This window comes from Nonlabens sp. SY33080 (assembly GCF_011784885.1).
Taxonomy (GTDB): domain Bacteria; phylum Bacteroidota; class Bacteroidia; order Flavobacteriales; family Flavobacteriaceae; genus Nonlabens; species Nonlabens tegetincola.
The window spans coordinates 1,602,806-1,628,506 of the sequence record NZ_CP050461.1; the positions used below are offsets into that span (position 1 = coordinate 1,602,806).

At 36.1% G+C, this 25,701-nt stretch carries 24 protein-coding genes; 10 read left to right on the top strand and 14 right to left on the bottom strand.

Going from position 1 to position 25,701, the window contains the following annotated elements; all coding sequences use genetic code 11:
* Positions 1-15: 15 nt before the first annotated feature.
* The 11 genes from HCN53_RS07290 to HCN53_RS07340 all read right to left on the bottom strand — a co-directional run bounded on the left by HCN53_RS07290 (position 16) and on the right by HCN53_RS07340 (position 11,109).
* Positions 16-897 (bottom strand): tyrosine-type recombinase/integrase, encoded by an 882-nt coding sequence (locus HCN53_RS07290; protein WP_167342534.1) that lies wholly within the window; start codon positions 895-897, stop codon positions 16-18.
* Positions 898-965: 68 nt separating this feature from the next.
* The gene (gene rpsU, locus HCN53_RS07295; protein ID WP_042279738.1) at positions 966-1,160 is read right to left on the bottom strand and encodes a 30S ribosomal protein S21; all 195 of its coding nucleotides are present in this window, start codon (positions 1,158-1,160) and stop codon (positions 966-968) included.
* Positions 1,161-1,248: 88 nt separating this feature from the next.
* Complete coding sequence (locus HCN53_RS07300) at positions 1,249-2,418, bottom strand: acyl-CoA dehydrogenase family protein (protein WP_167342536.1); 1,170 nt, start codon at positions 2,416-2,418, stop codon at positions 1,249-1,251.
* A 26-nt stretch (positions 2,419-2,444) separates the two neighbouring features.
* The gene (locus HCN53_RS07305; protein ID WP_167342537.1) at positions 2,445-3,302 is read right to left on the bottom strand and encodes a helix-hairpin-helix domain-containing protein; all 858 of its coding nucleotides are present in this window, start codon (positions 3,300-3,302) and stop codon (positions 2,445-2,447) included.
* A gap of 9 nt (positions 3,303-3,311) precedes the next feature.
* Positions 3,312-5,396, bottom strand: a complete 2,085-nt coding sequence (locus HCN53_RS07310; protein ID WP_060523896.1) for an amino acid carrier protein — start codon at positions 5,394-5,396, stop codon at positions 3,312-3,314.
* Between the two features lie 75 nt (positions 5,397-5,471).
* Positions 5,472-6,473 (bottom strand): potassium channel family protein, encoded by a 1,002-nt coding sequence (locus HCN53_RS07315; RefSeq protein ID WP_167342539.1) that lies wholly within the window; start codon positions 6,471-6,473, stop codon positions 5,472-5,474.
* A 4-nt stretch (positions 6,474-6,477) separates the two neighbouring features.
* Entirely contained in the window at positions 6,478-6,705 is a 228-nt protein-coding gene (locus HCN53_RS13090; RefSeq protein ID WP_042279727.1) for a PspC family transcriptional regulator, read from the bottom strand.
* Positions 6,706-6,720: 15 nt separating this feature from the next.
* A complete protein-coding gene (locus HCN53_RS07325; protein WP_167342540.1) occupies positions 6,721-7,989 on the bottom strand; it encodes a DUF2851 family protein in 1,269 nt (422 codons plus the stop codon).
* A gap of 83 nt (positions 7,990-8,072) precedes the next feature.
* Complete coding sequence (locus HCN53_RS07330; RefSeq protein WP_167342541.1) at positions 8,073-9,089, bottom strand: PLP-dependent cysteine synthase family protein; 1,017 nt, start codon at positions 9,087-9,089, stop codon at positions 8,073-8,075.
* A 64-nt stretch (positions 9,090-9,153) separates the two neighbouring features.
* The gene (locus HCN53_RS07335; RefSeq protein WP_042279725.1) at positions 9,154-10,236 is read right to left on the bottom strand and encodes an amidohydrolase family protein; all 1,083 of its coding nucleotides are present in this window, start codon (positions 10,234-10,236) and stop codon (positions 9,154-9,156) included.
* A gap of 87 nt (positions 10,237-10,323) precedes the next feature.
* Positions 10,324-11,109, bottom strand: a complete 786-nt coding sequence (locus HCN53_RS07340; RefSeq protein WP_167342542.1) for an SDR family oxidoreductase — start codon at positions 11,107-11,109, stop codon at positions 10,324-10,326.
* A 93-nt stretch (positions 11,110-11,202) separates the two neighbouring features.
* Between HCN53_RS07340 and map the strand changes: the two genes are divergently transcribed.
* Both map and HCN53_RS07350 read left to right on the top strand, forming a co-directional pair.
* A complete protein-coding gene (gene map, locus HCN53_RS07345; protein WP_105018111.1) occupies positions 11,203-12,012 on the top strand; it encodes a type I methionyl aminopeptidase in 810 nt (269 codons plus the stop codon).
* 42 nt (positions 12,013-12,054) lie between these two features.
* Positions 12,055-12,819, top strand: a complete 765-nt coding sequence (locus HCN53_RS07350) for a class I SAM-dependent methyltransferase (RefSeq protein WP_167342543.1) — start codon at positions 12,055-12,057, stop codon at positions 12,817-12,819.
* On the opposite strand, the gene HCN53_RS07355 is transcribed toward HCN53_RS07350, so the two are convergent.
* Positions 12,820-13,866 (bottom strand): FAD:protein FMN transferase, encoded by a 1,047-nt coding sequence (locus tag HCN53_RS07355; protein WP_167342544.1) that lies wholly within the window; start codon positions 13,864-13,866, stop codon positions 12,820-12,822.
* The gene (locus tag HCN53_RS07360) at positions 13,863-14,222 is read right to left on the bottom strand and encodes a hypothetical protein (protein ID WP_060523881.1); all 360 of its coding nucleotides are present in this window, start codon (positions 14,220-14,222) and stop codon (positions 13,863-13,865) included. The genes HCN53_RS07355 and HCN53_RS07360 overlap by 4 nt, the downstream gene beginning before the upstream one ends.
* 166 nt (positions 14,223-14,388) lie before the next feature.
* On the opposite strand from HCN53_RS07360, the gene HCN53_RS07365 reads away from it, so the two are divergent.
* The 6 genes from HCN53_RS07365 (at position 14,389) to HCN53_RS07390 (ending at position 20,528) form a co-directional block, all read left to right on the top strand.
* Positions 14,389-15,837, top strand: coding sequence for an aldehyde dehydrogenase (locus HCN53_RS07365; protein WP_167342545.1), 1,449 nt, complete (start codon positions 14,389-14,391; stop codon positions 15,835-15,837).
* 4 nt (positions 15,838-15,841) lie between these two features.
* Positions 15,842-16,645 (top strand): pyrroline-5-carboxylate reductase, encoded by an 804-nt coding sequence (gene proC / locus HCN53_RS07370; RefSeq protein ID WP_167342547.1) that lies wholly within the window; start codon positions 15,842-15,844, stop codon positions 16,643-16,645.
* Complete coding sequence (locus HCN53_RS07375) at positions 16,645-17,859, top strand: NAD(P)/FAD-dependent oxidoreductase (protein ID WP_373420728.1); 1,215 nt, start codon at positions 16,645-16,647, stop codon at positions 17,857-17,859. The genes proC and HCN53_RS07375 overlap by 1 nt, the downstream gene beginning before the upstream one ends.
* Positions 17,860-17,977: 118 nt before the next feature.
* Positions 17,978-19,492: a 2,3-bisphosphoglycerate-independent phosphoglycerate mutase gene (gene gpmI / locus HCN53_RS07380; protein WP_167342548.1), complete on the top strand. Its 1,515-nt coding sequence runs from the start codon at positions 17,978-17,980 to the stop codon at positions 19,490-19,492.
* A gap of 18 nt (positions 19,493-19,510) precedes the next feature.
* A complete protein-coding gene (locus HCN53_RS07385; protein WP_167342550.1) occupies positions 19,511-20,110 on the top strand; it encodes a thioredoxin family protein in 600 nt (199 codons plus the stop codon).
* 58 nt (positions 20,111-20,168) lie between these two features.
* Positions 20,169-20,528 (top strand): cupin domain-containing protein, encoded by a 360-nt coding sequence (locus HCN53_RS07390; protein WP_167342552.1) that lies wholly within the window; start codon positions 20,169-20,171, stop codon positions 20,526-20,528.
* 9 nt (positions 20,529-20,537) lie between these two features.
* On the opposite strand, the gene HCN53_RS07395 is transcribed toward HCN53_RS07390, so the two are convergent.
* On the bottom strand, positions 20,538-21,848 hold the full coding sequence (locus tag HCN53_RS07395) for a hydroxymethylglutaryl-CoA reductase, degradative (RefSeq protein WP_167342553.1): 1,311 nt from the start codon (positions 21,846-21,848) through the stop codon (positions 20,538-20,540).
* 126 nt (positions 21,849-21,974) lie between these two features.
* On the opposite strand from HCN53_RS07395, the gene HCN53_RS07400 reads away from it, so the two are divergent.
* Together HCN53_RS07400 and HCN53_RS07405 are read left to right on the top strand one after the other, a co-directional pair.
* Entirely contained in the window at positions 21,975-24,128 is a 2,154-nt protein-coding gene (locus HCN53_RS07400) for a S9 family peptidase (protein WP_167342554.1), read from the top strand.
* Between the two features lie 24 nt (positions 24,129-24,152).
* A complete protein-coding gene (locus tag HCN53_RS07405) occupies positions 24,153-25,697 on the top strand; it encodes a peptide MFS transporter (RefSeq protein WP_105018101.1) in 1,545 nt (514 codons plus the stop codon).
* The last annotated feature ends 4 nt before the right edge of the window (positions 25,698-25,701 follow it).

Genomic DNA, 25,701 nt, shown 5'->3' on the forward strand with positions numbered 1-25,701 from the left:
ACGTTTTTGAGGTTACTATTTCTTTGAGCGCGGATGAGCATTTTTATAAACTCCTTTTAAAGTAGCCATACTAGTATGTGTATAAATTTGTGTTGACGACAAACTAGAATGACCTAAAAGCTCTTTAACCGCATTTAAATCTGCTCCTTCATCTAGTAAATGAGTTGCAAAAGTGTGCCTCAATACATGAGGACTTACTTTTATCTTACTAGACACCTTACTAAAATACGATTTTATAATTCTATAAACAAGAGACGGGTATATTTTATCACCTTTAACTGTAATCAATAATGTGTCCACATCTCGTTTATCCATAAACACCCGCAACCTTAAATAATTGTCCAACAACCAATACAAACGATCGGTTACCGGCAGGATGCGTTGCTTATTTCTTTTTCCTACAACGCGTATTGTTCTAGCAGATTGCTCAAATGAGCTGATTTTAAGACTAATTAACTCTTCTCGGCGAATTCCTGTTAAATAAAGTAACTCAATAATTAATCTATTCCTACAATTTTCAAAATCTTCTATATCGATTTTTTCATTAAGCACCTTCAACACTTCTTCTTTGGAAAATGGCAAGGTCAATCTTTTAGAAGTCTTTATACTTTTATGATGCAATAGTGGGTTTTCCTTGATTACGTCAATTCTCTTTAAGAATTGAAAGTATGTTTTAAGCGCAGTTATTTTTCTATTTACAGATTGAGCTAGCAGTCCCTCTTCTAACAAGAATGCGATATAAGATCTTATCACCTGATAATTAACCTCATTTAAATTTACACCTTCAAATTCACAAAACCGTTTAAACTGGCACAAATCTCTATCATATGCCTTTAAAGTATGGGCTGAGTATCCCTTTTCAACTGATAAGTATTCTATGAAATTTTCAATAAACATAAAAAAAACCGCTAGAAAGTAAATTTAAACATTTCTTTCTAGCGGTTAAATTTTAAACTAAAGAGTTCTTAGATATTCTCTTGATCTCTTAAGTGCTGGATGTATTCAGCTTTAATCTTTTGTGCTCTTTTTGCTACAGACGGCTTTGTAAACTGTTGTCTTCTTCTTAGTTCACGCATCTTCCCTGTACGATCAAATTTTCTTTTGAAACGTTTTAGAGCTCTATCGATATTTTCTCCTTCTTTAACTGGTATTATTAACATAGTGGCATCACCTCCTTTCTTTAGCGAGTGCAAAAATACATTTATTTTTTAATTCTAGTAATAAAAGATGTATTTCCTGGCAAATAAATTATTTAGCAGCAGGTTTGTAGTCTTTACCGTCAAGTTCCATTTTTGCTATTATCTCACGCATAATTTCACTCGTACCACCACCAATAGGTCCTAAGCGACTATCTCTCCACATACGTGCAAGAGGATATTCTTCTATATATCCATAGCCACCTAAATATTGTAAGCATTGATAGATTACCTCATCTGCTATTTTAGTAGACACTAACTTTGACATACTTGCCTCTTTAACAGGATAAAGCCCTTTATCTAGCTCCTCGGCAATGTTATAATTGAAACATTTTGCCATTTCAACCTCACTTAGCATATCAGACATTTTATGGCGTAATGCCTGGAATTTGTCCAATGAATTTCCAAACGCCTGTCTATCTCTCATATATTGAGCAGTGTATTCCAGCGCGTATTCTGCTCTAGCATGAGCATTGATACCCATTATTAATCTCTCAAGAGCAAAGTGCTGCATTATGTACGCAAATCCTTTACCTTCTTCACCCATCAGGTTTTCAACTGGTACACGCACGTTATCAAAACCTATCTCACCAGTATCACTTGCTCTCCATCCCAATTTATTTAGTTTAGTTGCGCTTATACCAGGCGTCTCACGATCCATTACAAATATGCTAATACCTCTTCCTTTTGCATTAGGATCAGTTTTTGCAGCAACAACCAGATAGTCTGAATAGACTCCATTTGTTATGAAAGTTTTTGATCCATTAATTATATAATGATCTCCTTCCTTTACAGCGGTAGTTCTCATACCAGCTACATCACTTCCTCCAAACGGCTCTGTTATACCCAAACACCCTATTTTTTCACCTGTTAAAGTAGGAACAAGATATTCTTCCTTAATTCTTTCATCACCTTCCTTAAGCAAATGCTGTGCACCTAGAAATGCTTGTACCCACATCGCAGCCGCAAACCCACCGGAGTTAATACGTTGCATTTCTTCTAAAAAAATAACAGTATAGAAAAAGTCAAGGTCAAGACCACCATATTTTTCAGGATAATAAAGACCAAAGTAGCCCATCTCTCCCATTTTTTGGAAAATCTCTCTATCAATTTGACCGGTTTCCTCCCATCGTTCAATATGAGGAACGGCTTCTTTTTGAAGAAAATCTCTAAAACTCTGTCTGAATGCGTTGTGTTCTTCGGTAAAGTATTTTGAGTACATATAAAATTATCGTATAATATTTCTAGTTAGTCGAGCGTCAAATATAACTGAATTAGGGCCAATTTCTCTTCAGGGAAACGGGAAGTTAACAGTACTTTATCCCAGCTCTTAAATCCATCTCGTAATGTGCGTTGCTCTATTAAAGCATCAACCAAGTAGTCGTTAAAATATGGAATGCTTAACAATTCTTCTCTTGTGGCGGTATTCAATGCTATTTTAATATGAGAAGCGTTGTTTGTCAAATAGAATTTTTCTTTGATCCTTATAAAAGTAGAATCAGGCAAACCATAAACTGATTGTACTTGCAACATATCAACAAAGCCACCTAATCTATCTCTTTCATTAATTATTTTCTTTGCTGTAGCAGGCCCTACGCCATACACCGACCTCAAATCATTATTAGTAGCTTGATTTATGTTTTTGCGAACATGGGTTCGTTTATTGGTGTAAGTCCTAGTTTGGTTTTTATTTTCTGTCACCCATTTAGGGAATTTAAAAAAGGGGCTTATACTATCCAACCATTTATCACTTACACCAGTCACCTCTTTAAATTGCCTAGTAGAGTTGATCCATTTTCCGCTTTCGCGAAAGCGTAATAATCTATCTATTTCCTCAACAGTCAACCCTAATTTATAGCCTTTAAAATCTGTAATGTAATTAGGATTGAATGGATAGATGGTATCACGTTTTCTTTTTTGTAAGGCTATTAAGGAATCTATCTGACCTTGATAACCTTCAATTCTAGACACGCTTAATTGGTTAGACGATTCAGTTGATTTTGTATATCCGTAAAATCCTATCGCAATTATTAATAAGATGCTTAATACAAAAATCCCTCTGAGCTGATTTTTAGTAAAAGCAAAGAGGGATTTAAATTGATTCATAAAACTGTATTATGCATCTTTTTTCAAGCCTAATTCTCCTGATTTAAGCTTACGCCAGTATTCATTAAGATCACGTTTAACTTCACCTGACATTAGATACAATCCAATAATATTAGGGAACGACATAGCAAGTATCATCATATCTGAAAAGTCTAGAACAGCACCCAACGATACAGAAGAACCTATAACTACAAAGATTAAGAAAATCATTTTATAAGCAATCTCTACCATACGACCTTTCCCAAAAAGATAGGTCCAAGCACGCATTCCATAATAAGACCAACTTATCATTGTACTAAATGCAAAAAGGAAAATTGCTCCTGCTAAAACATATGGGAACCAAGATATAACACTACCAAAGGCATCAGAAGTAAGTTGAGCTCCTGTAAGTCCTTCTACCTCGTGCATTCCTGTAAAAATTAATACTAAAGCCGTAAGTGTACAAACCACTACAGTATCGATGAAAGGCTCTAATAATGCAACAAAACCTTCAGAAGGTGGATGATGCGTTTTTGCAGCACTGTGAGCAATTGCGGCAGACCCTACTCCAGCTTCGTTTGAAAAAGCAGCACGTTGAAATCCAATAATCAACACCCCTATAACACCACCTTTTAATGCCGAAGGACTAAAAGCACCATCAATAATTGCAGAAAATGCAGGTCCTACATTCTCTATATTAATAATTATAACCGCTAACGCTGCTATTATATAAACACTAGCCATGAATGGAACAATTTTACCTGTAACCTTTGCGATACTTTGAATACCACCAATTATTACCACACCTACTAACACTGCTGTTATTATACCAAATATAAATCCATGTCCTTCTAGGAAAGTAAATTGAGTTGCTAGACCTTCAAAAGCTTGATTAGACTGGAACATATTACCACCACCAAAGGAAGCCCCAATTGCAAGTACTGCAAATAAAACTGCCAATACTTTACCTAATCCTTTTTTATTTTGTTTTTCAAGACCATATCTCAAGTAGTTCATAGGACCACCATAAACAGCTCCTGTACTTGAAATATCTCTATATTTTACACCAAGAGTACATTCCACAAATTTTGAAGACATACCTAGTAGTCCTGCTACTATCATCCAAAATGTAGCTCCTGCTCCACCTATAGAAATTGCTACAGCTACACTCGCTATATTTCCTAACCCTACAGTTCCTGAAACTGCTGTTGCCAAAGCCTGGAAGTGAGTAACCTGACCTGGTGCTGTTGGGTCATCGTACTTTCCTTTTGCAAGATCTATGGAATGCTTAAATCCTCTAAAATTGATGAATCCCATTCTCAATGTAAAGAATAAAGCCCCTAGCACTAACCAAATTACAATAAACGGAATAGGCTTTTGTTGAACATCACCATTAGGATGAAGTAAAGGAACCTTTTCATCATACTTAACTTGTGCAAACAAATGAGCTCCTGTTTCTATAACATCGCCACTGTTTTCTCCATTATAAATAACGTCCCCAGGATTAAGGTCTTTACCACGACTTTGTAAGTGGTTAAATTCACCACTAGCTGGTGAGGAAACAACCACATCTTGACCATTTTCTACTGCTACAATAGCAACCTCATCACCTTTTTTTACTTTTTCACCGTCGTTTTTCAACCATTGTTTAAGCGTATACTTATTTGTATCTCCAGCTTCCCAGTTAGGTATAGAAATCTTTTTTGATTCTGCATAAACAACTGGATCGTAAATTCCAATTGCCGAAAATAAATCCCAGAACAGTACATTCCCCAAAGCTCCTACAGCAGGCACGGCAGCACCATTCAAATGCTCTACTATACTTTCTGCTTTAACTTCGTATACTCCTGCCACGTTATTTCCATCGGCATCTGTTACCTCAACTGTATAATTAATCCCTTCAGTAAGTGAAGTTGCGGTATTTGATTTTAATGGAGTGGATTGATTGGACCATTTGTAAGTATATGGTGCTTTACCACCTGACACAGTAACGGTAATAGAACCATCATTTATCTCTGATGTCGGGTTAGTAGTTTGAGCCTTTAAAATAAGCTCTTGTGCGTTACCTAACGTGGTTATAAGAAAGGCAGCAACCAGTATGTAAATACTCCTCATATATTAAATTTGATTAAACAAGGCAGCAATATCTTAAAAAATATTGCTAATTAAAAATTTAAAAGTGATAAACCCTTAGTCTCCTATGCGATATACCTTTTGTAAATGTTGTATTTGATTGGTATTTCCAACTACTATTATTTTTGATCCAGGAACTAATTCTATCGAGGGATCAGGATTTACAATATAATCTCCATTAGGATTTTTATACCCAATAATTGTACAACCAGTTTCTTTTCTTAGGTTTAAATCTAGAATATTGCAAGACTTTTGGTGATCAAACATTTGCTCAAATGAAACTTGTTCTAGATTAACTCCATCATTACCACCATAACTCAAATTATCCCAAAACTCTATTAAGTCTGGACTTACAATTAATGAAGCCATATGCTGCCCGCCTATTAAGTCAGGTAGGATAACGTTATTGGCTCCTGCGAGTTTAAGTTTACGCACAGTAGTCTCTTCACTTGCTCTTGATATAATCATCAACTTACTATTCAACTGCCTAGCACTTAAAACTACAAAGAGATTATCTGCATCATCAGGAAGAGCTGATATTAAAACACTGGCACGTTCGATTCCAGCGTTAAGCAAGGTTTCATCCTCGTTAGCATTACCTCTTAAAAAGTATTTACTATCCAAGCTAGCTTCATCTATAACTTCTTGATTTTTTTCAAGAACTATAAAATCACGATTATAATCTTGTAACTTCTCAACCGCTTGACGCCCGTTGCGACCATAACCGCAAACAATAACATGATTCTCCATGTTCTTAATTTGTTTAAGTTGTCTTTTAAAAATAATATCTCGTACTGAACTTCGTGAAATTAAATACTCTGTAAAAACACTTACTGCATATCCCACTGCAACTACACTTACTAAGATAAGCGCTATGATGAATAACTTAGCTTGCGGCGATGGATTTCCAATTTCTCGATAGCCTACAGTAGTAATCGTAATCACCGTCATATATAGAGCATCGATCACGTCTAGATCCATGGTTACCATGAATCCAATCACACCAGCACAAAGAATACTAAGAAGTAAAGTAAGTGCAATTTTTATCTTCCTACTCATTAGCTTAAAGATCAAAGACAGAACTTCGCTTTACGTATACTAAGTCTTTTATTTTTAACCAAAAAGCAATAATTAAATATACCGCAAATCCAGCACCGAGCGTAGCAAACGTAAAGTATATAAAAGTAATTCTTACACTGCGCGCTCTCATCCCTAAACGATCTGCTAACCGTGTAGAAACATAAAAGCCGTATTTTTCTAGATAAGTTCTTAAACTAGCTACCATTCCCATAAAGTAAAAATACTATTAATTCCTGACTAGTGAAACACCTACATCACATTGCAAACACTTATTTCTATCGCAATAGTTAGGTTTTAATTGCAACAATGATTGTGAAGTTAATGCCGATTTTACATTAATCAACTTTTTAAATCCATTTATAACAGCGTTACTTTCTGCTTTAACAGAGTCCATAAGAGCCAGTAATTCCTCGGTATTTTCCTTACCCATTTGTTGACCATAATAAAATTTTATAGGCACGATACAATTGATAATGATTAAATCTATAAAAGCCTTAGTTAATCTTTTAGGCTGGTCATTAGTCTTCTTATCAAAAACATGATGATCATCCCAGTATTTAGATGCTTTTACTTTAAATAAATTATACACATCCTCTTTAGTTACAGCAAGCAAAACCTCAGCAAATAACATAGGTTTTCTATGGTATAACATGGCCAACTGTGAAATTCTCACCGTAGGAAAATTTGCTGGTCTCAATCTAAAAAACTTCATAGGTGTGAGGGATGGCTGTATTTGATATTTCGCTTTCGCGAAAGCGTACTCTTTAACACACAATTCGTAATACCTATCTTCCTTTTTCTCATCCAATAATCCTGACTGACCTAATAGTGCACTTTCTAACTGAAAAGAATCACGAGCCAATTTGCGCACAGTAGCCTGATCGATGCTTTGTGCCAACTGTTCAAAAGCATCAGCATTTGTTTTTGTACCAAAACTGCGAGCCAATAACTGAAAAAAAGCTGCTTCCCAGTCGTTATTGGATTGTTTCAAATAGTGTTTAATCCTAGCAGATTTTTGTTGCAATCTATTTATAAATAATTTTTCCAGCCATAAGTTGAGTTTAAATTCATTTACGTGCGGTAAATCCTGCTCACAGTTTATAAACTGATTGTTTTTATGTGCAAAAAGCTTGCGGTAGGACATCACTAGATTTTCTGGAACAAATCTTGAAACTTCCAGAACAGGTATTTTAATTCCATCTCGAGTTGAAATTTCAGCATCGTGCTGCCACACCACGTGTAAAATCACGTTATCATAAGCAGGATCATCGTCGTGACCGTGAAGAAACCAATCACTAGCTTTTACATGCATTTCTACATTACCTGCCCATTGTTGATTTCCTATTTTAAGTCTAGCATTAAAGAAATCTGGACCACTTTCAAAATTATGGGACCCTAGGGATTGAATAACAAGATCAACCCCATCTGTAGTAGTTAAAGGAATACCTGATAACTTTTTAAACTTCCATAGGTAATGAATAAAATCTTCTTGCATAAAAAAAGGTCATAATCTTTGTAAACTTAGAACAAAAATTATAACCTTCAACTGTACCTCACACTACCTATAGGTGAAGTAAATTATTTTTCATCTGGCAAATAACTACCATCTTCATTTAACCATCCTTTTTCCTGCATCCAGTCATCGTTAAAAAACTTACCTACGTAACGGCTTCCGTGATCATGGAATAGAATAACTACCACATCATCCTTAGTGAATCCAACTTGCTCATGAATTTGGCGTAAACCTTTAATGGCCGCACCTGCACTATTTCCTAAAAACATTCCTTCTTCTGCAGCAAGTCTTCTAGTATAAACCGCTGCATCTCGATCAGTTACTTTAGTAAAACCGTCGATCACTTCAAATCTTACGTTTAGTGGTAAAATATCTTCACCTATACCTTCTGTTACATAAGGATGTATCTCGTTTTCATCAAATATTCCTGTTTCATGATATTTTTTGAAAACTGATCCGTAGGTATCAATTCCCCAAACTTTGACATTTGGATTTTGTAATTTTAAATAAGTTCCTACTCCCGAAATGGTACCACCAGTTCCTACTCCAACGACGAAATGAGTTACCTTACCTTCTGTTTGTTCCCAAATTTCTGGCCCAGTAGACTCATAATGCGCTTTACAATTAGAAGGATTATCATATTGATTAACATACCAAGAGTTAGGAGTTTCCTCGCTTAATCTCTTACTGGTAGAATAATAAGATCTAGGATCATCAGGAGCCACATCAGTTGGGCACACATGGACTTGAGCACCTACAGCTCTCAAAATATCCATTTTTTCTTTTGATTGCTTATCACTTAATACACAAACTAATTTGTAACCTTTTATGATTGCAGCGAGTGCTAGTCCCATACCTGTGTTTCCACTGGTTCCTTCAATGATAGTTCCACCTGGTTTCAGTCTTCCATCAGCCTCGGCATCTTCTATCATTTTAAGTCCCATACGATCTTTAACGCTGTTTCCTGGATTAAAAGTTTCGTATTTAGCTAGGACTAATGCTGGAATATCCTCAACTAGCTTGTTCATTTTAACCAATGGAGTGTCACCTATCGTCCCTAAAATATTTTCTGCGTATTTCATAAATTGCATTAAGAGGTTGCAAAAATACCGTTTTAAATAACGTAATCCAGCTTTTTAAAAAGCTTTAAGAGAGTATACGCTGGTAGAATTCTTTTTTTGCGTTTTCATCTTTTCCAAACAACCATCTTACCACATGCTCATCCCACATGCCTTCATAATCAGATTGTGTTATAATCTTGCGATCAATGGCCAAATCAAGAATTTTCCCAGGATAACTACTTTGTTTTTCACTATCCATTTCTCCTAATGGATATGGATCATCCAGACCTACAAGAATTTGTTGAGCGCCTTGATTTTTTACTAAAAGTTCTAGAGAACCAGTATCGTGGACTAGTGTGTCAAAGAATATATTAGGATGTCCTACACTTTTACGAGGATGTGTTTTACCCTCAAATAAATCTGGTCGACCATCAAAACCTTGAATCCTGCGACCTAAGTTCATTTGGGCTAGCTGACCACCATGTGCAAAACAAACTCTCATACCTGGGTACTTTTGGGCATATCCATTAAGAGTTAAAAAATGATAGGCATCGGCGCATTGTGCAAGCATCCAGATAAGATGAAAACGCCATGCTGTATTTTGAAGTTTGATAAACTTCTCTCCATCATACGGATGAATTTCTACAGCTAGATTGAGCTCACTTGCAAGTTCAAAGATAGGTTCATTCTCCTCATCAAAAATACAACGCCATTGACCTATAGTATCCATATAATGAGTAGGTAAGCACAGTAATCTCATGCCTAGAACTTTTACACATCGTTCTATCTCCCACAAAGCACCACGTATAAAACCTGGATGCACTACAAATCCACAGGTGAATTTATTAGGGTGATCGTGTTGCACTCTTGCGTTAAAGTCGTTTTGAAATCGTAAGGCTTGTTTCATTTCCTCCAACCTCAAACCATTTCCATACAATTGACTTAAATTTAAAATAACCGCATGATCAATCTTGTATTTGTCCATCCACTCTAGTTTCTCTTTCAAGAAAAAGCTAGAATCCGTAACGGGTCTCTCCCAATCTTTTTGAAGCATTTTTTTACGATCCTTATCTACCCAAAAGATTCCTTTTTCACGCATGAAATCAGGTATCTCCTCTGGATAAGGAAGTAAATGTGAGTGACCGTTTATACGTAGTTTTTTGGACATAATATTGTAGATGGTTTATAAAATTAGTAAAACAGATTGCTTATTTAGAATATTAACAAAACTATTCTTCTTAAAATCTTTCTTTTGCTACAAACTCTTAGTTCGCCCACCATCGACTGGCAGATTTATACCGTTGATATATCCTGCTAGATTACTAGATAGGAACAACACAGCATTGGCTACTTCTTCCGGTTGTGCAAAACGTCTAGCAGGAACGTAATTTTTCATAATTTCTGCAGCTTGTTCCTCGCTATGACCAGCTCTATTTGCTTTACCTGCGATAATCTTGTCTAATCTTTCGGTAGCGGTAAAACCTGGTAGTACATTATTCACTGTGATACCATATGGTCCTAACTCATTACTCAATGTTTTTGCCCAATTTGCAACGGCTCCTCTTATTACATTAGACACTCCTAGAAATTCAATGGGCGCTTTTACACTTGTTGATATGATATTTATGATTCGCCCGTAGCCTGCTTCCTTCATCCCAGGAGCACATGCTTTAACTAATACTTGATTACACTTTATATGCTGTGTGAATCCATCTTCAAGCGCCTTGACCTCGGCATCTATTAAATAGCCAGGTGCAGGTCCGCCTGTATTATTGACTAAAATGTGAATTGGGTTCGCTTTCGCGAAAGCGGAAACTATCTCATCCACTTCCTTATAATTTGAAAAATCGGCAACAAGATAGGTGTGATCATCTCTATGCGTGGTATCCAAAGTAGACAATACTTTTTGAAGTTTATTAGGATTGCGAGCGAGAAGGACAACTCTAGCACCTGCTGCAGCCATTAACCTTGCTGTAGATTCTCCTATTCCAGTACTACTACCGCATACTAGGGCGGTTTTATCTTTAAGATCTATTTTCATGTAGCGAATTTACAGAAATTAACCAGCAAACCCCTTATGTAGTTCTATGCAAATCTCTTAAATAGGAGTATTTTTGCAGTATATTTCAATCTAATGATCGTAACAAAAACAAAGGAAGAACTAGAGATAATGCGTAAAGCAGCCTTAATGGTAAGTAAAACTCTAGGAATGGTAGCTAGTGAAATTAAACCAGGTGTAACCACATTAAGACTCGATGAACTTGCTGAACAGTTTATTAGAGATCATGGTGCAATTCCAGGTTTTAAAGGATTGTACGATTGTCCTAGTACCTTACTTATTTCTCCAAATGAAGAAGTTGTTCATGGGATTCCTAAAAATGTTGAAATTAAAGAAGGTGACATCCTATCTGTGGATTGTGGTGCTATCGTTGAAGGTTTTTATGGTGATCATGCTTACACCTTTGCCGTTGGAGAAATCCCACAAGAAACTCAAGATTTATTAGACCGTACTAAGAATTCGCTCTATCTAGGAATAGAGCAATTTAAAACTGGAAACCGTGTAGGTGACGTGGGATATGCCATACAGAATTATTGCGAAAGCTTCGGATACGGTGTTGTACGAGAATTAGTCGGTCATGGAATAGGTAAAGTGATGCATGAGGATCCTCAAATGCCTAACTATGGTAAAAGAGGTAGAGGCAAGAAATTTGTAGAAGGAATGACAGTAGCTATCGAACCTATGATTAATTTGGGAACCAAAAACATCAAGCACCATAGTGATGGATGGACGATAACTACACGGGATAAAAAACCAAGTGCGCATTTTGAGCACGACGTAGCTATTGTTAATGGAGAACCTAGGTTACTGAGTACTTTTGACTATATATACGAGGTTTTAGGCATTACATCAAACGAGGAAGATCCTTATCGTTGGGTCGATTAATTGTTTACCTTGATTCTATTTAATTTTTAGATTAATCTCATATTGAAAAAACTTTTCAAATTTTTCCTTAACCTAATACCTAGAACATGGCTAATTAAAGCAAGTTATTGGGTGCGCCCAATTATTGCGTGGTGGTATAAGGGTAATAAATATGAAGATCCTATCGATGGTAAAACTTTTTCTTCATTTTTACCCTATGGATATGAAAATGTAAGAGAAAATGTGTTGTCACCTAGCACACTTTCATTAGAAAGACATAGGCTTCTATGGCTTTATTTAAACAGGGAATTACAAGTATTTACCAAACCTTTAAAACTATTGCATTTTGCTCCTGAGCAGTGTTTTTATAACCGTTTTCGAAATAGCGACAACATAGATTATACTACGACAGACATAGAATCACCACTTGCTGATGTTCAGGCAGATATTTGTGAATTACCCTTTAAAGATAATCAGTATGATTTAATTCTGTGTAATCATGTATTGGAACACATTACCAATGACACAAAAGCCATGCAAGAGCTTTATAGGGTTTTAAAACCAGGTGGCACCGCTGTTCTGCAAATACCGCTGGACATGAATAGAAAGGAGACCTTTGAAGATGACAGTATTACCGATCCTAAACAACGAGCCCAAATTTTTGGGCAGTATGATCACGTTCGTGTATATGGAATGGATTATTTCAATAAATTAGAATCTATTGGTTTTAAGGTTGAAGCTGTTGATTACACAAATACCCTTAATAGCAAAGAAATTGACCGTTATAGACTAGCCGCAGGTGAACTTATACCAGTTGTAAGGAAATAATTAAATCGCCTTTTTTACATACTGTTTAAATCCTGGAGTAGTTTCAAACCTTAACATACCATTTTCATCTATATACATTATTATAACCTCTATTTCGGGCAAGTTTTTAAGATGGATTCTGGATTTTTCTAATGGCATTGCCATAAAGGCTGTAGCATAACCATCAGCTAGAGTACAGGAATTTGCTATCACGTTTACACCTATAACCTGTGAAGGCTGTGCTTTACCAGTTAATGGATTTACCGTGTGAACATACTCTTGACCCGAGCTTGAGTCAATTTTAAACTTGCGATAATTACCACTACCTGCCATAGCCTTATCGGTTAACTCAACAACAGATAAGTAACTGGTCTTATTCCCTTTTTTCTTAGGGTCCTCAATTCCAACGGACCAACTACCGTTGCGTTCTAGGTTTTTACCTTTGGCATATACTTCTCCACCTATATCCACTAGGTAATTTTCAACTCCTTGTTTAGTGAGCCACCTAGCAATGTAGTCTACTAATGTTCCTTTACCTATAGCATTAAAATCCATGTAAACACCAGGCTTTTCTTTTTTAATATAGACACTATCTTGGATTTTTGATGGAACAAGTGACAAGTTATGAAAACCCACAAATCGCATTAAACTGTCTATTTCTTTTTCAGTAGGTATTTTTTCTTGCTCTCCATTTGCTCCAAAACCATAAGCATTTACAAGGTTACCTACCGTAGGGTCAAAATACCCATCGGTTTTACGATAAATATCGCTTGCCTTTTCAAATACTTCTTTAAAAGGCTTGCCTACAAGTACACTATCAACCTCGTTATTAAGTTGATTAATAAGCGAGCCCTTTCGCCAGGTACTCATAGAGGTGTTGAACATTTCAACTATACTATCCACGCTTTTTTCTACTGCTACTTCATTTTCGTGAAACAGGGTAATATTGTAATAGGTACCTATAGCATTACCCGAGAATTTTTGAGCTTGAATATGGTTTTCTGGTGTTTGATTCTTGCAACTTACTGTTACTAACACCACAAGTAACAAAAAACTTAAATATCTCATTTTATTTCAATTAATCCAGCATAATTAACCACATAATCTTCATCATGGTGTACTGGAATTTCATAATTATTCGAATTTGCAAGACCTACTCCTGCATAAAAAGTACGGGCTTTAAATTTAACAGCATGATCTCTCATGGTTATCATTAAATCTTCATCATACTCTACAGGATTGTTAGGGTAACGTATTGCTCTAACTACAACAAAATGTAGTTTCCCTTTTTTTAAAGCCACAAATTGAGGATCTTTTTTAGGTTTTGAATTAATACTTAAAAACTCAAAACCTTCCTCTTCCATTTCTTTACCTACTATATTCATAGCAAGTTGATGTAATTCTTGATCTGTAAGTGGATTCATGTCACAAAAGTAAGGTTAATTCAAAGAGTATAAAGTGATATAATACAAAATGATAGTCGCAAATGTAACCTGTACTTACTGTAAGGTTTTGTTTATATTTAAAGTAACATTAAGGGAAAATTCCTTGTGAGTTCATTAGCTTGCATGCCTGTGAATACAACCAATTATGGATATAAAAAATTTTATCAATAATGAAGAGCACATACCTTTAAGTGGCATGTGGATGGATAATTATGATCCTGCTACCGGTAAAATATATGGAGAGATTCCTAGCTCTAACCACAACGATGTTGAAAGCGCTTATCAAGCTGCTACAAAGGCTTTTCCATCATGGTCTAATACACCTATTGACACTAAATCCAAAATACTTTCAAAAATAGCCGACTTAATTGAGGAAAATCTAGAAGATTTAGCTAGAGCAGAGTCTCAAGATAATGGAAAGCCCTTATGGCTTGCTCAATCAGTAGACATTCCACGAGCATCTTCAAATTTTAGATTCTTCGCTCACGCAATAACACAATATGCAAGTCAATCCCATGATAGCACAGGTAGAAATACCTTGAATTATACGTTACGCAAACCTTTGGGAGTTGTAGGCTGCATATCTCCTTGGAACTTACCGCTTTATCTTTTTACATGGAAAATAGCACCAGCCATCGCAGCAGGAAATTGCGTAATTGCAAAACCCAGTGAAGTAACTCCTGTCACTGCCTATCTTTTAGGTAATATTTGTAAAAAAGCTGGATTACCTGCTGGTGTTCTTAATATAGTACATGGAACTGGCCCAGAATGTGGACAAGCTATTGTAGAACATCCAGGTATAAAGGCTATAAGTTTCACCGGTGGCACAAATACTGGCGCTAGGATAGCAGCAACAGCAGCGCCTATGTTCAAAAAACTATCTCTAGAATTAGGAGGAAAAAATCCCAATCTTATCTTTTCAGATTGTGATTATGAAAAAATGCTACACACTACCGTAAGATCATCATTTGCAAATCAGGGACAAATATGTTTGTGTGGATCTAGAATATTTGTTCAAGAAGAGATCTACGACAAGTTTAAAAAAGACTTCATTAAACTAGTTCAGGAACTTACTGTGGGACACCCCATGTCTAGTACTACAAAAGTCGGCGCCGTGGTTAGTGCTTCGCATAGAGATAAAATATTGGATTATATCGCTTTCGCGAAAGCGAACCCAGAAGAATACACCATTTTAACAGGCGGCAACACACTTCAAATACCCAATTACGAGGATGGCTATTATATTGAGCCTACTGTAATTGAAGTTTCTAACAACACTTGTAAATTGAATCAAGAGGAAATCTTTGGGCCTGTAGTTACCCTTATGACTTTTAAAGATGAAGAGGAAGCTATCGCTCTTGCAAATGGTACAAGATATGGTCTAAGCGCAACTGTTTGGACAGAAAACCTCAACAGAAGCATTAAGTTAGGAAATGAGCTCGAGGCAGGAATTGTTTGGGTAAATACATGGTTGAATAGAGACTTAAGAACCGCTTTTGGTGGTGTTAAGGACAGCGGTATAGGCCGTGAAGGCGGTTTTCATGCGCTGGACTTCTTTACCGAAACAAAAAATATATGTATAGAATACAAATAGAATTATGAGAGTATTAGTTATAGGAGCAGGTAACATGGGACTTACCTATGCAATGGGTATGTCACAGTCCAGTCTTTTAGGAAATAAAAAAATACAGATTTACGACACAGACCCAGATAAAATAAAAACTCTTAAAGAAGAAGATGTTTTTGAAGTGTACACCTCGCTTGAAGATTGTCTAGGAAAAGTTGATATCGTTTTTATAGCCGTTAAACCATATCATAGCACAAGTTTATTTGAAGAAATGAAGCCCTTAGTAAGAAATGAACAGCTATTCATTTCTCTTATGGCAGGTGTTACTATTGAAACTATACAAGAAGGATTACAAATTGACAAAGTTATTCGAACTATGCCTAATCTACCTGCCAAAGTAGGTAAAGGAGTAACCTCTTATACAGAGTCCAATAGTGTATCAAGAATTGAGTTATTGACAGCAAGACATTTGCTGGACACAACAGGTACATCAATTCATGTGGATACTGAAAAATTTATTGATGCCTCAACAGGGATATCTGGTAGTGGTCCAGCTTATGTCTTTTATTTTATGCAATCCATGCTAGAAGCGGCATTAAAAATGGGTTTTTCAGATTTCGATTCAAAAGTCCTAGTGAGCAATACATTTGAAGGAGCCATTGAATTATTCAATCAATCCGATATTTCACCAGAACATTGGATTGATAAAGTAGCATCCAAAGGAGGAACAACACAAGCTGCAATTGATTCCATGGAAGACAATAATGTTAAACAACTTATTCAAGATGCTGCCTATGCCGCTTTTGATAGAGCTGTAGAATTAGGAAAAGAATAGTGAACACAAACTACACAACCATCATAATCGGAGGCGGCGCGGCTGGCTTTTTTACCGCGATCAATCTTGCAGAACAAAATCCAAATGAACGGATAGCTATATTAGAGCGAGGTAAAGAAGTGCTACAAAAAGTAAAAATTTCCGGCGGTGGTCGTTGTAATGTCACACATGCTCAATTCATTCCTAGAGAATTATCAAAAAATTATCCGCGTGGTGAGCGTGAATTACTAGGACCCTTTCACACGTTCATGACAGGTGATACCATAGCCTGGTTTGAAGAACGTGGCGTAGAATTAAAAATAGAGGACGACGGTCGCATGTTTCCTACAACAGATTCTTCACAAACGATTATAGACTGTTTCAGCTCGCTTGGGCGAAAGCATAATATCGACATCCTTACTAGTCACAATGTAACAGCCATTCAAAATTCTAACAACAACTGGGAAATCACGACAAAACAACAAACCTTTTCTGCAAAAAATCTAGTAGTTGCTGCAGGAAGTAGTCCAAAGATCTGGAAGATAATGAAAGACTTAGGACACACTATTGTTGATGCAGTTCCTTCTCTATTTACTTTTAATGTAGTAAACAAGAAAATCACACAGTTAGCTGGTATAGCAGTTAATACCCAACTAAAAATCCCAGCTCTCAAACTTAAATCAGAAGGACCGACATTAATTACTCATTGGGGATTTTCAGGACCAGGAATATTAAAAATGAGTGCTTGGGGTGCTAGAGAACTCAATGATGCGCAATACAAATTTGAACTGGTAATAAATTGGACCGGATACTACAGTGAACAAGAATGCTTTGAAGAACTTCTAGAGCAAAAGAACAGCTCTAAAAAGCTTATTTACAATGAATGGCTATTTGATCTCCCTAAAAGGTTATGGAGGTATTTAGTTGAAAAATCACAGTTAGACAGCACCAGTTGGTCACAAGCAAGTAACAAGCAATTACAACAACTAGCACAACTTTTAACAACTAGCAGTTACACCATAAATGGTAAAAGTACATTCAAAGAAGAATTTGTTACTGCTGGCGGAGTTGATTTAAAGGAAATAAATTTTAAAACATTTGGTTCTAGAATTCATAATAACCTCTATATGGCTGGTGAAATATTGAACATAGACGCCATTACTGGCGGATTTAATTTTCAAAACGCCTGGACTGGTGGTTATTTAATTGCTCAATCCATCGCAAAAAACGGGTGATTTTTAGAGAGTTACTATAAACGCTCAATCGGTTTCGTAAATAAAATACCTATGGATTTCTTAAAAATCAACCTTAAGAATATCGATTTGTTACTTTTGATATTTAAATCTTAAGATTTTGAACAAGAAAACCATACTCATGATACTGGACGGTTGGGGAATTACCCAAGACCCCAAAGTAAGTGCCATTGCACAAGCTCAAACTCCTTTTATAGATAGCCTTTACCTTAAATACCCCAATGCACAATTGCGAACAGATGGAGAGCATGTAGGCTTACCTGATGGACAAATGGGAAATAGCGAGGTTGGCCACATGAATTTAGGTGCTGGACGTATTGTTTATCAAGATTTAGCTAAAATAAATAAGGCCATTAAAGAGAATAATCTCAAGGATAATGAGATATTGATTAACGCTATCGCGTACGCGAAAGCTAACTCTAAAAAGATTCACTTCCTGGGATTACTATCTGATGGCGGAGTTCACGCTCACATAAATCACCTAAAGGCTTTACTGGATATAACAAAGGCTAATGAGCTAGAAGATGTTTTTATACATGCCTTTACCGATGGTAGAGATGTTGATCCAAAATCAGGTATACAACATATTCAAGAAATCGAAAAACATATAAAAGGAAGTAACGCGCAGCTAGCAACGGTCACGGGCCGTTACTTTGCTATGGATCGTGATAATAGGTGGGAACGAGTAAAAAAGGCTTATGATGTTATGGTAAATGGACTGGGTATTCCTACTCACGATGCTGTTCAATCCATTAAACAATCCTATGAAGACGGTATAACCGATGAATTTATTGAACCCATGGTCATTCTTAATGGTACTGAGCCTGTAGCTACTATCCAAGATGATGATGTCGTTATTTTCTTTAATTATAGGACCGATAGAGGTAGAGAACTTACCGACATGTTATCGCAAAGAAACTTTGAAGAGGTTAATACCAAGAAATTAAATCTACACTATATCACAATGACCAAGTATGATGACACATTTAAGAATGTGCAAGTCATGTTTGAAAAAGACAATCTTAAAAACACACTGGGAGAAGTACTTTCAAAGGCAGGCAAAAAGCAAATTAGAATTGCCGAAACTGAAAAATATCCTCATGTAACCTTCTTTTTTAATGGTGGTCAAGAAAATCCTTTTGAAGGTGAACAACGCATTATGTGTAATTCACCCAAGGTAGCCACCTATGATTTACAACCTGAAATGTCTATTAATTGCGTTCAGGATAAAATTATACCAGAGATTGAATCTCAAACGGCAGATTTCATATGTTTAAATTTTGCCAATCCTGATATGGTAGGCCACACTGGCTCCATGGATGCAGCCGTAGCAGCTTGCGAGGCTGTGGACAGTGCAGCAAGCCATGTAATAAATAAGGCAATAGATAATAATTACTCAATTCTTGTGATTGCAGATCATGGTAATTGTGAGGTTATGATCAATCCAGATGGCTCTGTAAATACGGCTCATACTACAAATCCAGTACCTTTGATATTAATAGATCAGGATATAAAAAGCGTAAAAAATGGTATTTTGGGAGACGTCGCTCCTACTATACTAGAGTTAATGGGAATAGAACAACCTGATGAAATGACTCAAAAATCCTTACTTTAGAAATTTAAATTAGATAGAATGAAAAAGATCCTAATAGCGATAATAGCTTTGGCAACCATTTCTTGTGGAACCCAAAAGACAGCTCAAGATAATTCAACAAAACCAGTAAAAGAAACGGTAAACACTCCGGAATTAAAAAAAGCGCCTGAGCCTGAAAAAAGTTTAGCACAAAAAGTAAATGGCCATCTCCTAGGTAAAGCTACAAAAGCCGATTTGATGAGTAATCCATATAATTCTTGGTTTAACTCTAGGTATGATGCATATCAAGTTGATTCAAGCATCGCACAAGAAATTGGTACTTACATGAAGGATGTTGATGTAAGATTGTATATGGGAACCTGGTGCGGCGATTCTAAACGTGAAACACCTATGTTCTATAAGTTAATGGAGGAAGCAGGAGTAAGCGAGAGCAAAATTACACTTATAACGGTTGATCGATCAAAATCAAAACCTGTAGACCTTGTAGAAGGATATAACGTTGTAAGAGTTCCTACTATAATTTTTTATCGTGACGGACAAGAATTGGGTCGGTATGTTGAGCGCCCTAGAGAATCGCTAGAAAAAGATATTCTTAAAATAGTTTCTGGTCAAGAATACAAGCACTCTTACCAAAATTAAATTCAATTTATTATCTTTAGAAAAGAGGCTATGCGCCTCTTTTTTTATACCGTATTTTATGCAAATCGTAAACTTAGAACAAAAACTCAATCTTTTCACAGAGACATGGACACCAAAAATTATCGGTGAACTTAATGGGCAGCATGTTAAACTAGCTAAACTTCAAGGAGAATTCGTTTGGCACAGTCATCAAAATGAAGATGAGCTGTTTTACGTCTTAAAAGGAACTTTAATCATTAAATTAAAGGATAAAACTGTTACCCTTAAACCAGGTGAAATGTATATTATTCCTAAAGGAATAGAGCATAAACCTATTGCTCATGAAGAAGTACATGTCATGTTGTTTGAACCAGCTGCAATAAAGCATACTGGTGATGTAACGCATGAACTTACAAAAGAGAAATTAGACTGGATTTAAGATTAAGTATTATCCTCTCAACTTCTCCAAACTTTCCTTAAGGCTAGAGAAACTTGGTGTTTTATCTGCGTATTCCTTTTTAAGAAGTTCCTTTTCTGGATCCGTAGCGCCTATTTGTTCAAGCATGTTTACCAAGTGCATTTTCATGTGACCAGCTTGTATTCCCGTAGTCACTAATGAATGTAAAGCTGCAAAATTTTGTGCAAGACCACATACTGCTGTATATCTCATAAGCTGCTCGGCAGTTGGGTTTTCAAGAATTTGTAAGGCCAATTTAGAAAGAGGATGTAACGAGGTTAATCCACCTACTGTTCCTAGTGCAAGAGGAAAATCAGCCTCAAAAATAAACGTGTCGTTTTCAACTCTAGCGTTAGTCAAACTTCTATATTGCCCATCTCGTGCTGCGTAAGCATGAACACCAGCCTCAACCGCTCTAAAATCATTACCAGTCGCTATGACTACTGCATCAATTCCATTCATGATTCCCTTATTATGAGTAACAGCTCGATAAGGTTCTACAGTAGCAATTTCTACCGCTCTTGTGAATTTACGTGCAAAATCGGCTCCAGAGATTCCATTTACTTCACCTATTTCATCAATAGGACAACTTACCTCAACATGGACAACACACTCGGGTACATAATTACTTAATATACTCATCACTACCTCAGGCAACTCACCATTAAATGGTTCATAACTCACTGATAGTTCTCTAAATTTAGTTGCAATTTGTTCTAGGGTTGTGTTTATAAAATTAGCACCCATTGCGTCCTTTGTTTCAAAAGTGGCCTGCAATTGATAATATCCAGGCATGGAAGCATTTTTATCGACAAGTTTCAGGTCTATAATTCCTCCACCACGTTTTTTCATCGATGCATTTATTTGCGATAAGGAGTTAATTAGTTCCGCTTTCGCGAAAGCGAAAAAATCAACCATCACTTGTGGGTCACCTTCATAGGTAAGGTGCACCTGACCCGATTTTACTGTTCCTTTTATAGTAGTTTTAAAACCGCCACGTTTCAACCAAAACTTTGCTGCTTTACTTGCTGCCGCAACGACACTACTTTCCTCAATTGCCATAGGTATGGTTACCAATTTCCCATCTACCAAGAAATTAGGCGCTAGACCAAATGGAAAGTAAAAATTTGTTATCGTATTCTCACTGAAACCATCATGTAATTCCTGAAGTTTGTTATCATCATTCCAGTATTGAGTGAGTATTTCTTTGACTTGTGAATCATTAGAAAAATACTCTTGTATCAACCAGTCTATCTTTTGTGTCTTAGATAGTTTTGAGAAACCAGAAATGGGCTTGTCCATGCTTTAGGGATTTAAACAGCGGCAAAGATAAATGATATTATTATAGGGCTTTCACTAGAAACATCACCGCAATTAATTGCCATATTTTCCTTATTATTGGTGTTTTGATTTATGAAAACGATTGATATGAAAAAAATCACGGCTATTGCAGCCTTCTTCTTGCTTGTTTTTCAAACAAGCATTGCACAGCAAAACATTACTGTTGAGGACATTTACACTGGTAAATTTCGTACTGCTGGCTTACAATCCTTACGTTCTTTAAATAATGGTACCGAATATATAGTACTTAACTATAACCGCAACCGTACTCAAACACTTGATAAATACAGCTATGCTACAGGTGAAAAAACAGGAACTATCTTAAGTAGTGAGGAGATCGGGATTCCTATCTACAGTTATGAAATGAATGATAGTGAAAACAAGATTTTAATTACTTCTCAAAGCGAGTCTATTTTTAGATATAGCAGTTATGACAAAGTACATGTGTATGACCGCAACACTAAGGAGTTAACCCCAATAAGCGATCACCTTGTACGCAGTGCTGCCCTGTCACCTGATGGGACTAAGGTAGCTTACGTTTTTGAAAACAACATCTATTACCAGGACTTGAAAAACAATACCACTACTCAAGTAACTAAAGATGGAAAAAACAACGAATTGATCAATGGTGTAACTGATTGGGTAAATGAAGAAGAATTCGGTTTTGTAAGAGCCTATCAATGGAGTCCAGACAGCCAGCAAATAGCTTTTTTAAGTTTTGATGAAAAAGAAGTTCCTGAATTCTCGATGGATGTGTATGGGAATGATTTATACCAATATCCGTACGTTTTTAAGTACCCAAAGGCTGGTGAAAAAAACGCTAAGGTAAAATTGCATGTATATAGTTTGCTTTCGCAAAAGCGTAAAGAAATAAACTTGAATAGAAATGAAGAGTATTACGTGGCAAGAATTAACTATGCTCCTACAGGTACTCTTACAGCACAAGTTCTTAATCGACACCAAAATGTTCTTGATTTCTATTATGTAGATACAGCTGGAAATGCTAGCATAGCATTTACTGAAAAAGATGATGCTTATGTAGATGTAAGTGACGATTTAACGTTCTTACAGGACGGGTCCTTTTTATGGACTAGTGAAAAGGATAACTGGAAACACATTTATTTATATGATAAAAACGGTAAAGAAAAACGCCAAATCACCAGTGGTGAATGGGATGTTACAGCCTATTATGGATATGATGCAAAGAAACAGCGTATCTATTTTCAAAGTACAGAAGATGGATCTATAAACCGTGGAGTTTATTCTATTTCTTTGACGGGTAAGAAAAAGAGAAAACTAAGTAATAAGATAGGAACAAATAGGGCTTCCTTCAGTAAAAACTTTACTTACTTTATAAACACTTATTCCAGCGCAACAACTCCACCAGTGTATACCTTACACAAAGCTAAAGACGGTGCATTAGTTCGTGAGATAAAGAATAATAATCAACTTAAAGAGGTTTTAAAGGATTATCAATTCTCTGAGAAGGAATTTGTTACTATTCCAGTTAATGGAAATGATCTTAACATGTGGATGATGAAACCTGTAGATTTTGATCCTAAAAAATCTTATCCTTTATTAATGTTTCAATACAGTGGTCCTGGATCACAGCAGGTTGCAAATAGTTGGTATGGAGCAAATGATTACTGGCACAGTATGCTAGCAAATGAAGGCTACATTATTGCTTGTGTTGATGGTCGAGGTACAGGATATAAAGGAGCCGACTTTAAAAAAGTTACACAAAAAGAATTGGGTAAATATGAAGTGGAAGATCAAATAGCTGCTGCCGAAGTATTGGGTGAAATGGACTACATCGATGCAAGCCGCATAGGTATTTGGGGTTGGAGTTATGGTGGATTCATGAGTTCAAATTGTATTTTAAAAGGTAACGATGTTTTTAGTACAGCAATTGCTGTTGCTCCTGTAACTAATTGGAGATTCTATGATTCAATTTATACAGAGCGTTATATGACAACTCCACAGGAAAATGCTAGTGGATATGACGAAAACAGTCCTATAAATCATGTGGATAAATTAAAAGGAAAGTATTTACTCATTCATGGTAGCGCCGATGATAATGTTCACGTACAAAATACCATGCGTATGATAGAGGCACTTGTTCAAGCAAACAAACAATTTGACTGGGCTATATATCCTGATAAAAATCACGGCATTTACGGTGGAAATACTAGAATTCACCTTTTCAACAAGATGACTAACTTCATCAAAGAAAACCTTTAAACTACTTAAACCTAAATAAAAATCATGTCAACAACCCTTAATCAAAAAGAGCTATTTGGACATCCTGTAGGTCTATATATTTTATTCCTTACTGAAATGTGGGAACGTTTCTCATATTATGGAATGAGAGCAATTCTAGTTCTTTATTTAACTAGTGAAGTGATTTCAGACAATCCTGGATTAGGATGGACTGATCCCGAGGCTTTAGCGCTTTACGGTTGGTATACTATGCTAGTTTACGTAGCCTCTATTCCAGGCGGTATTATCGCTGATAAAATTATAGGTCAAAAAAGATCTGTTTTGTATGGTGGATTATTATTATGTGCTGGGCATGGAGTGCTTTCAATTGAACAAAATTGGGCCTTCTTAACTGGACTGGGTTTAATTGTGGCTGGAGTTGGATTGCTTAAACCTAATATTTCCACATTAGTGGGTGGTTTATATGCTCCTGGAGACGACAGGAGAGATAAAGGGTTTAGTATTTTCTATATTGGAATTAATGTTGGAGCGGCAGTTGCTTCTATAGTAGTAGGTCTAGTTGCTAAATCGTATGGATGGCATGCTGGATTTGGGTTGGCAGCGATAGGAATGGCGCTAGGTCAAATAATTTACATGTTGGGACAAAAACATTTAAAACATGTAGGAAACAAACCTACTAAAGCTAAGAAAGATGATGGAAATGTATCAATTCCAGAGCTTTTTAAAGATATGATTAGTAATAAACTATCGCTAACCGTTTGGTTAATTTTATCAGGAATATCCATAGCATTAATTATTCTTTGGGATTGGGGTTATGGTTTATTATTCTTGTTCCTATCCTTTGTTGTTGGAATGATGATGGCAATTTATCAGGATCTAAACACTAAAATCGAAAAGGACAGATATATTGTTTTGTTGCTTAGCTTTTTAATTGTAATAGTATTCTGGGGCGCCTTTGAACAAGCTGGTGGATTAATGAACTTATATACAGAAAGTAAAACAGATCGTTTTATAGGTGGTTGGGAAGTTCCTAGTGCAGTAATGCAAGCCTTCAATCCAGTTTATATTATTCTTTTTGCAATTCCAGTAGCTAGTGCCTGGATGTGGTGGAAAAATAGAGGTAAGGAAGCTTCTTCTTTATTTAAAATGGCATTTGGAGTTATCATTATGGGATTAGGTTTTGTATTCATGATAGGCGCATCTTTACAATATGAAGAGTTAGGAAAATCAGGTTTATACTGGTTAGCATTTGCTTATCTACTTCATACGCTTGGAGAATTATGCGCGTCACCGGTAGCACTTTCATTTATTACCAAACTAGCACCTGTTAGATATGGTGCTCTTATGATGGGTGTTTATTTTGCCGCTACTGGATTAGGAAATAAGGTTGCTGGAATTATTGGTGAAAGTGCCGATGGTGCTGGTGAGCTTACAGTATTTACATCTATTACTGTTTTTTGTGTTCTTTTTGGATTATTGGTTATAGCTCTTCTTAAACCTTTAAAAAGACTAACTCACGGCGCCGAAGAAAAAACTGCGGAAGAATTAGAACAAGAAAATTATGAACTTGCAGATTCAGACATTAACTAAATAG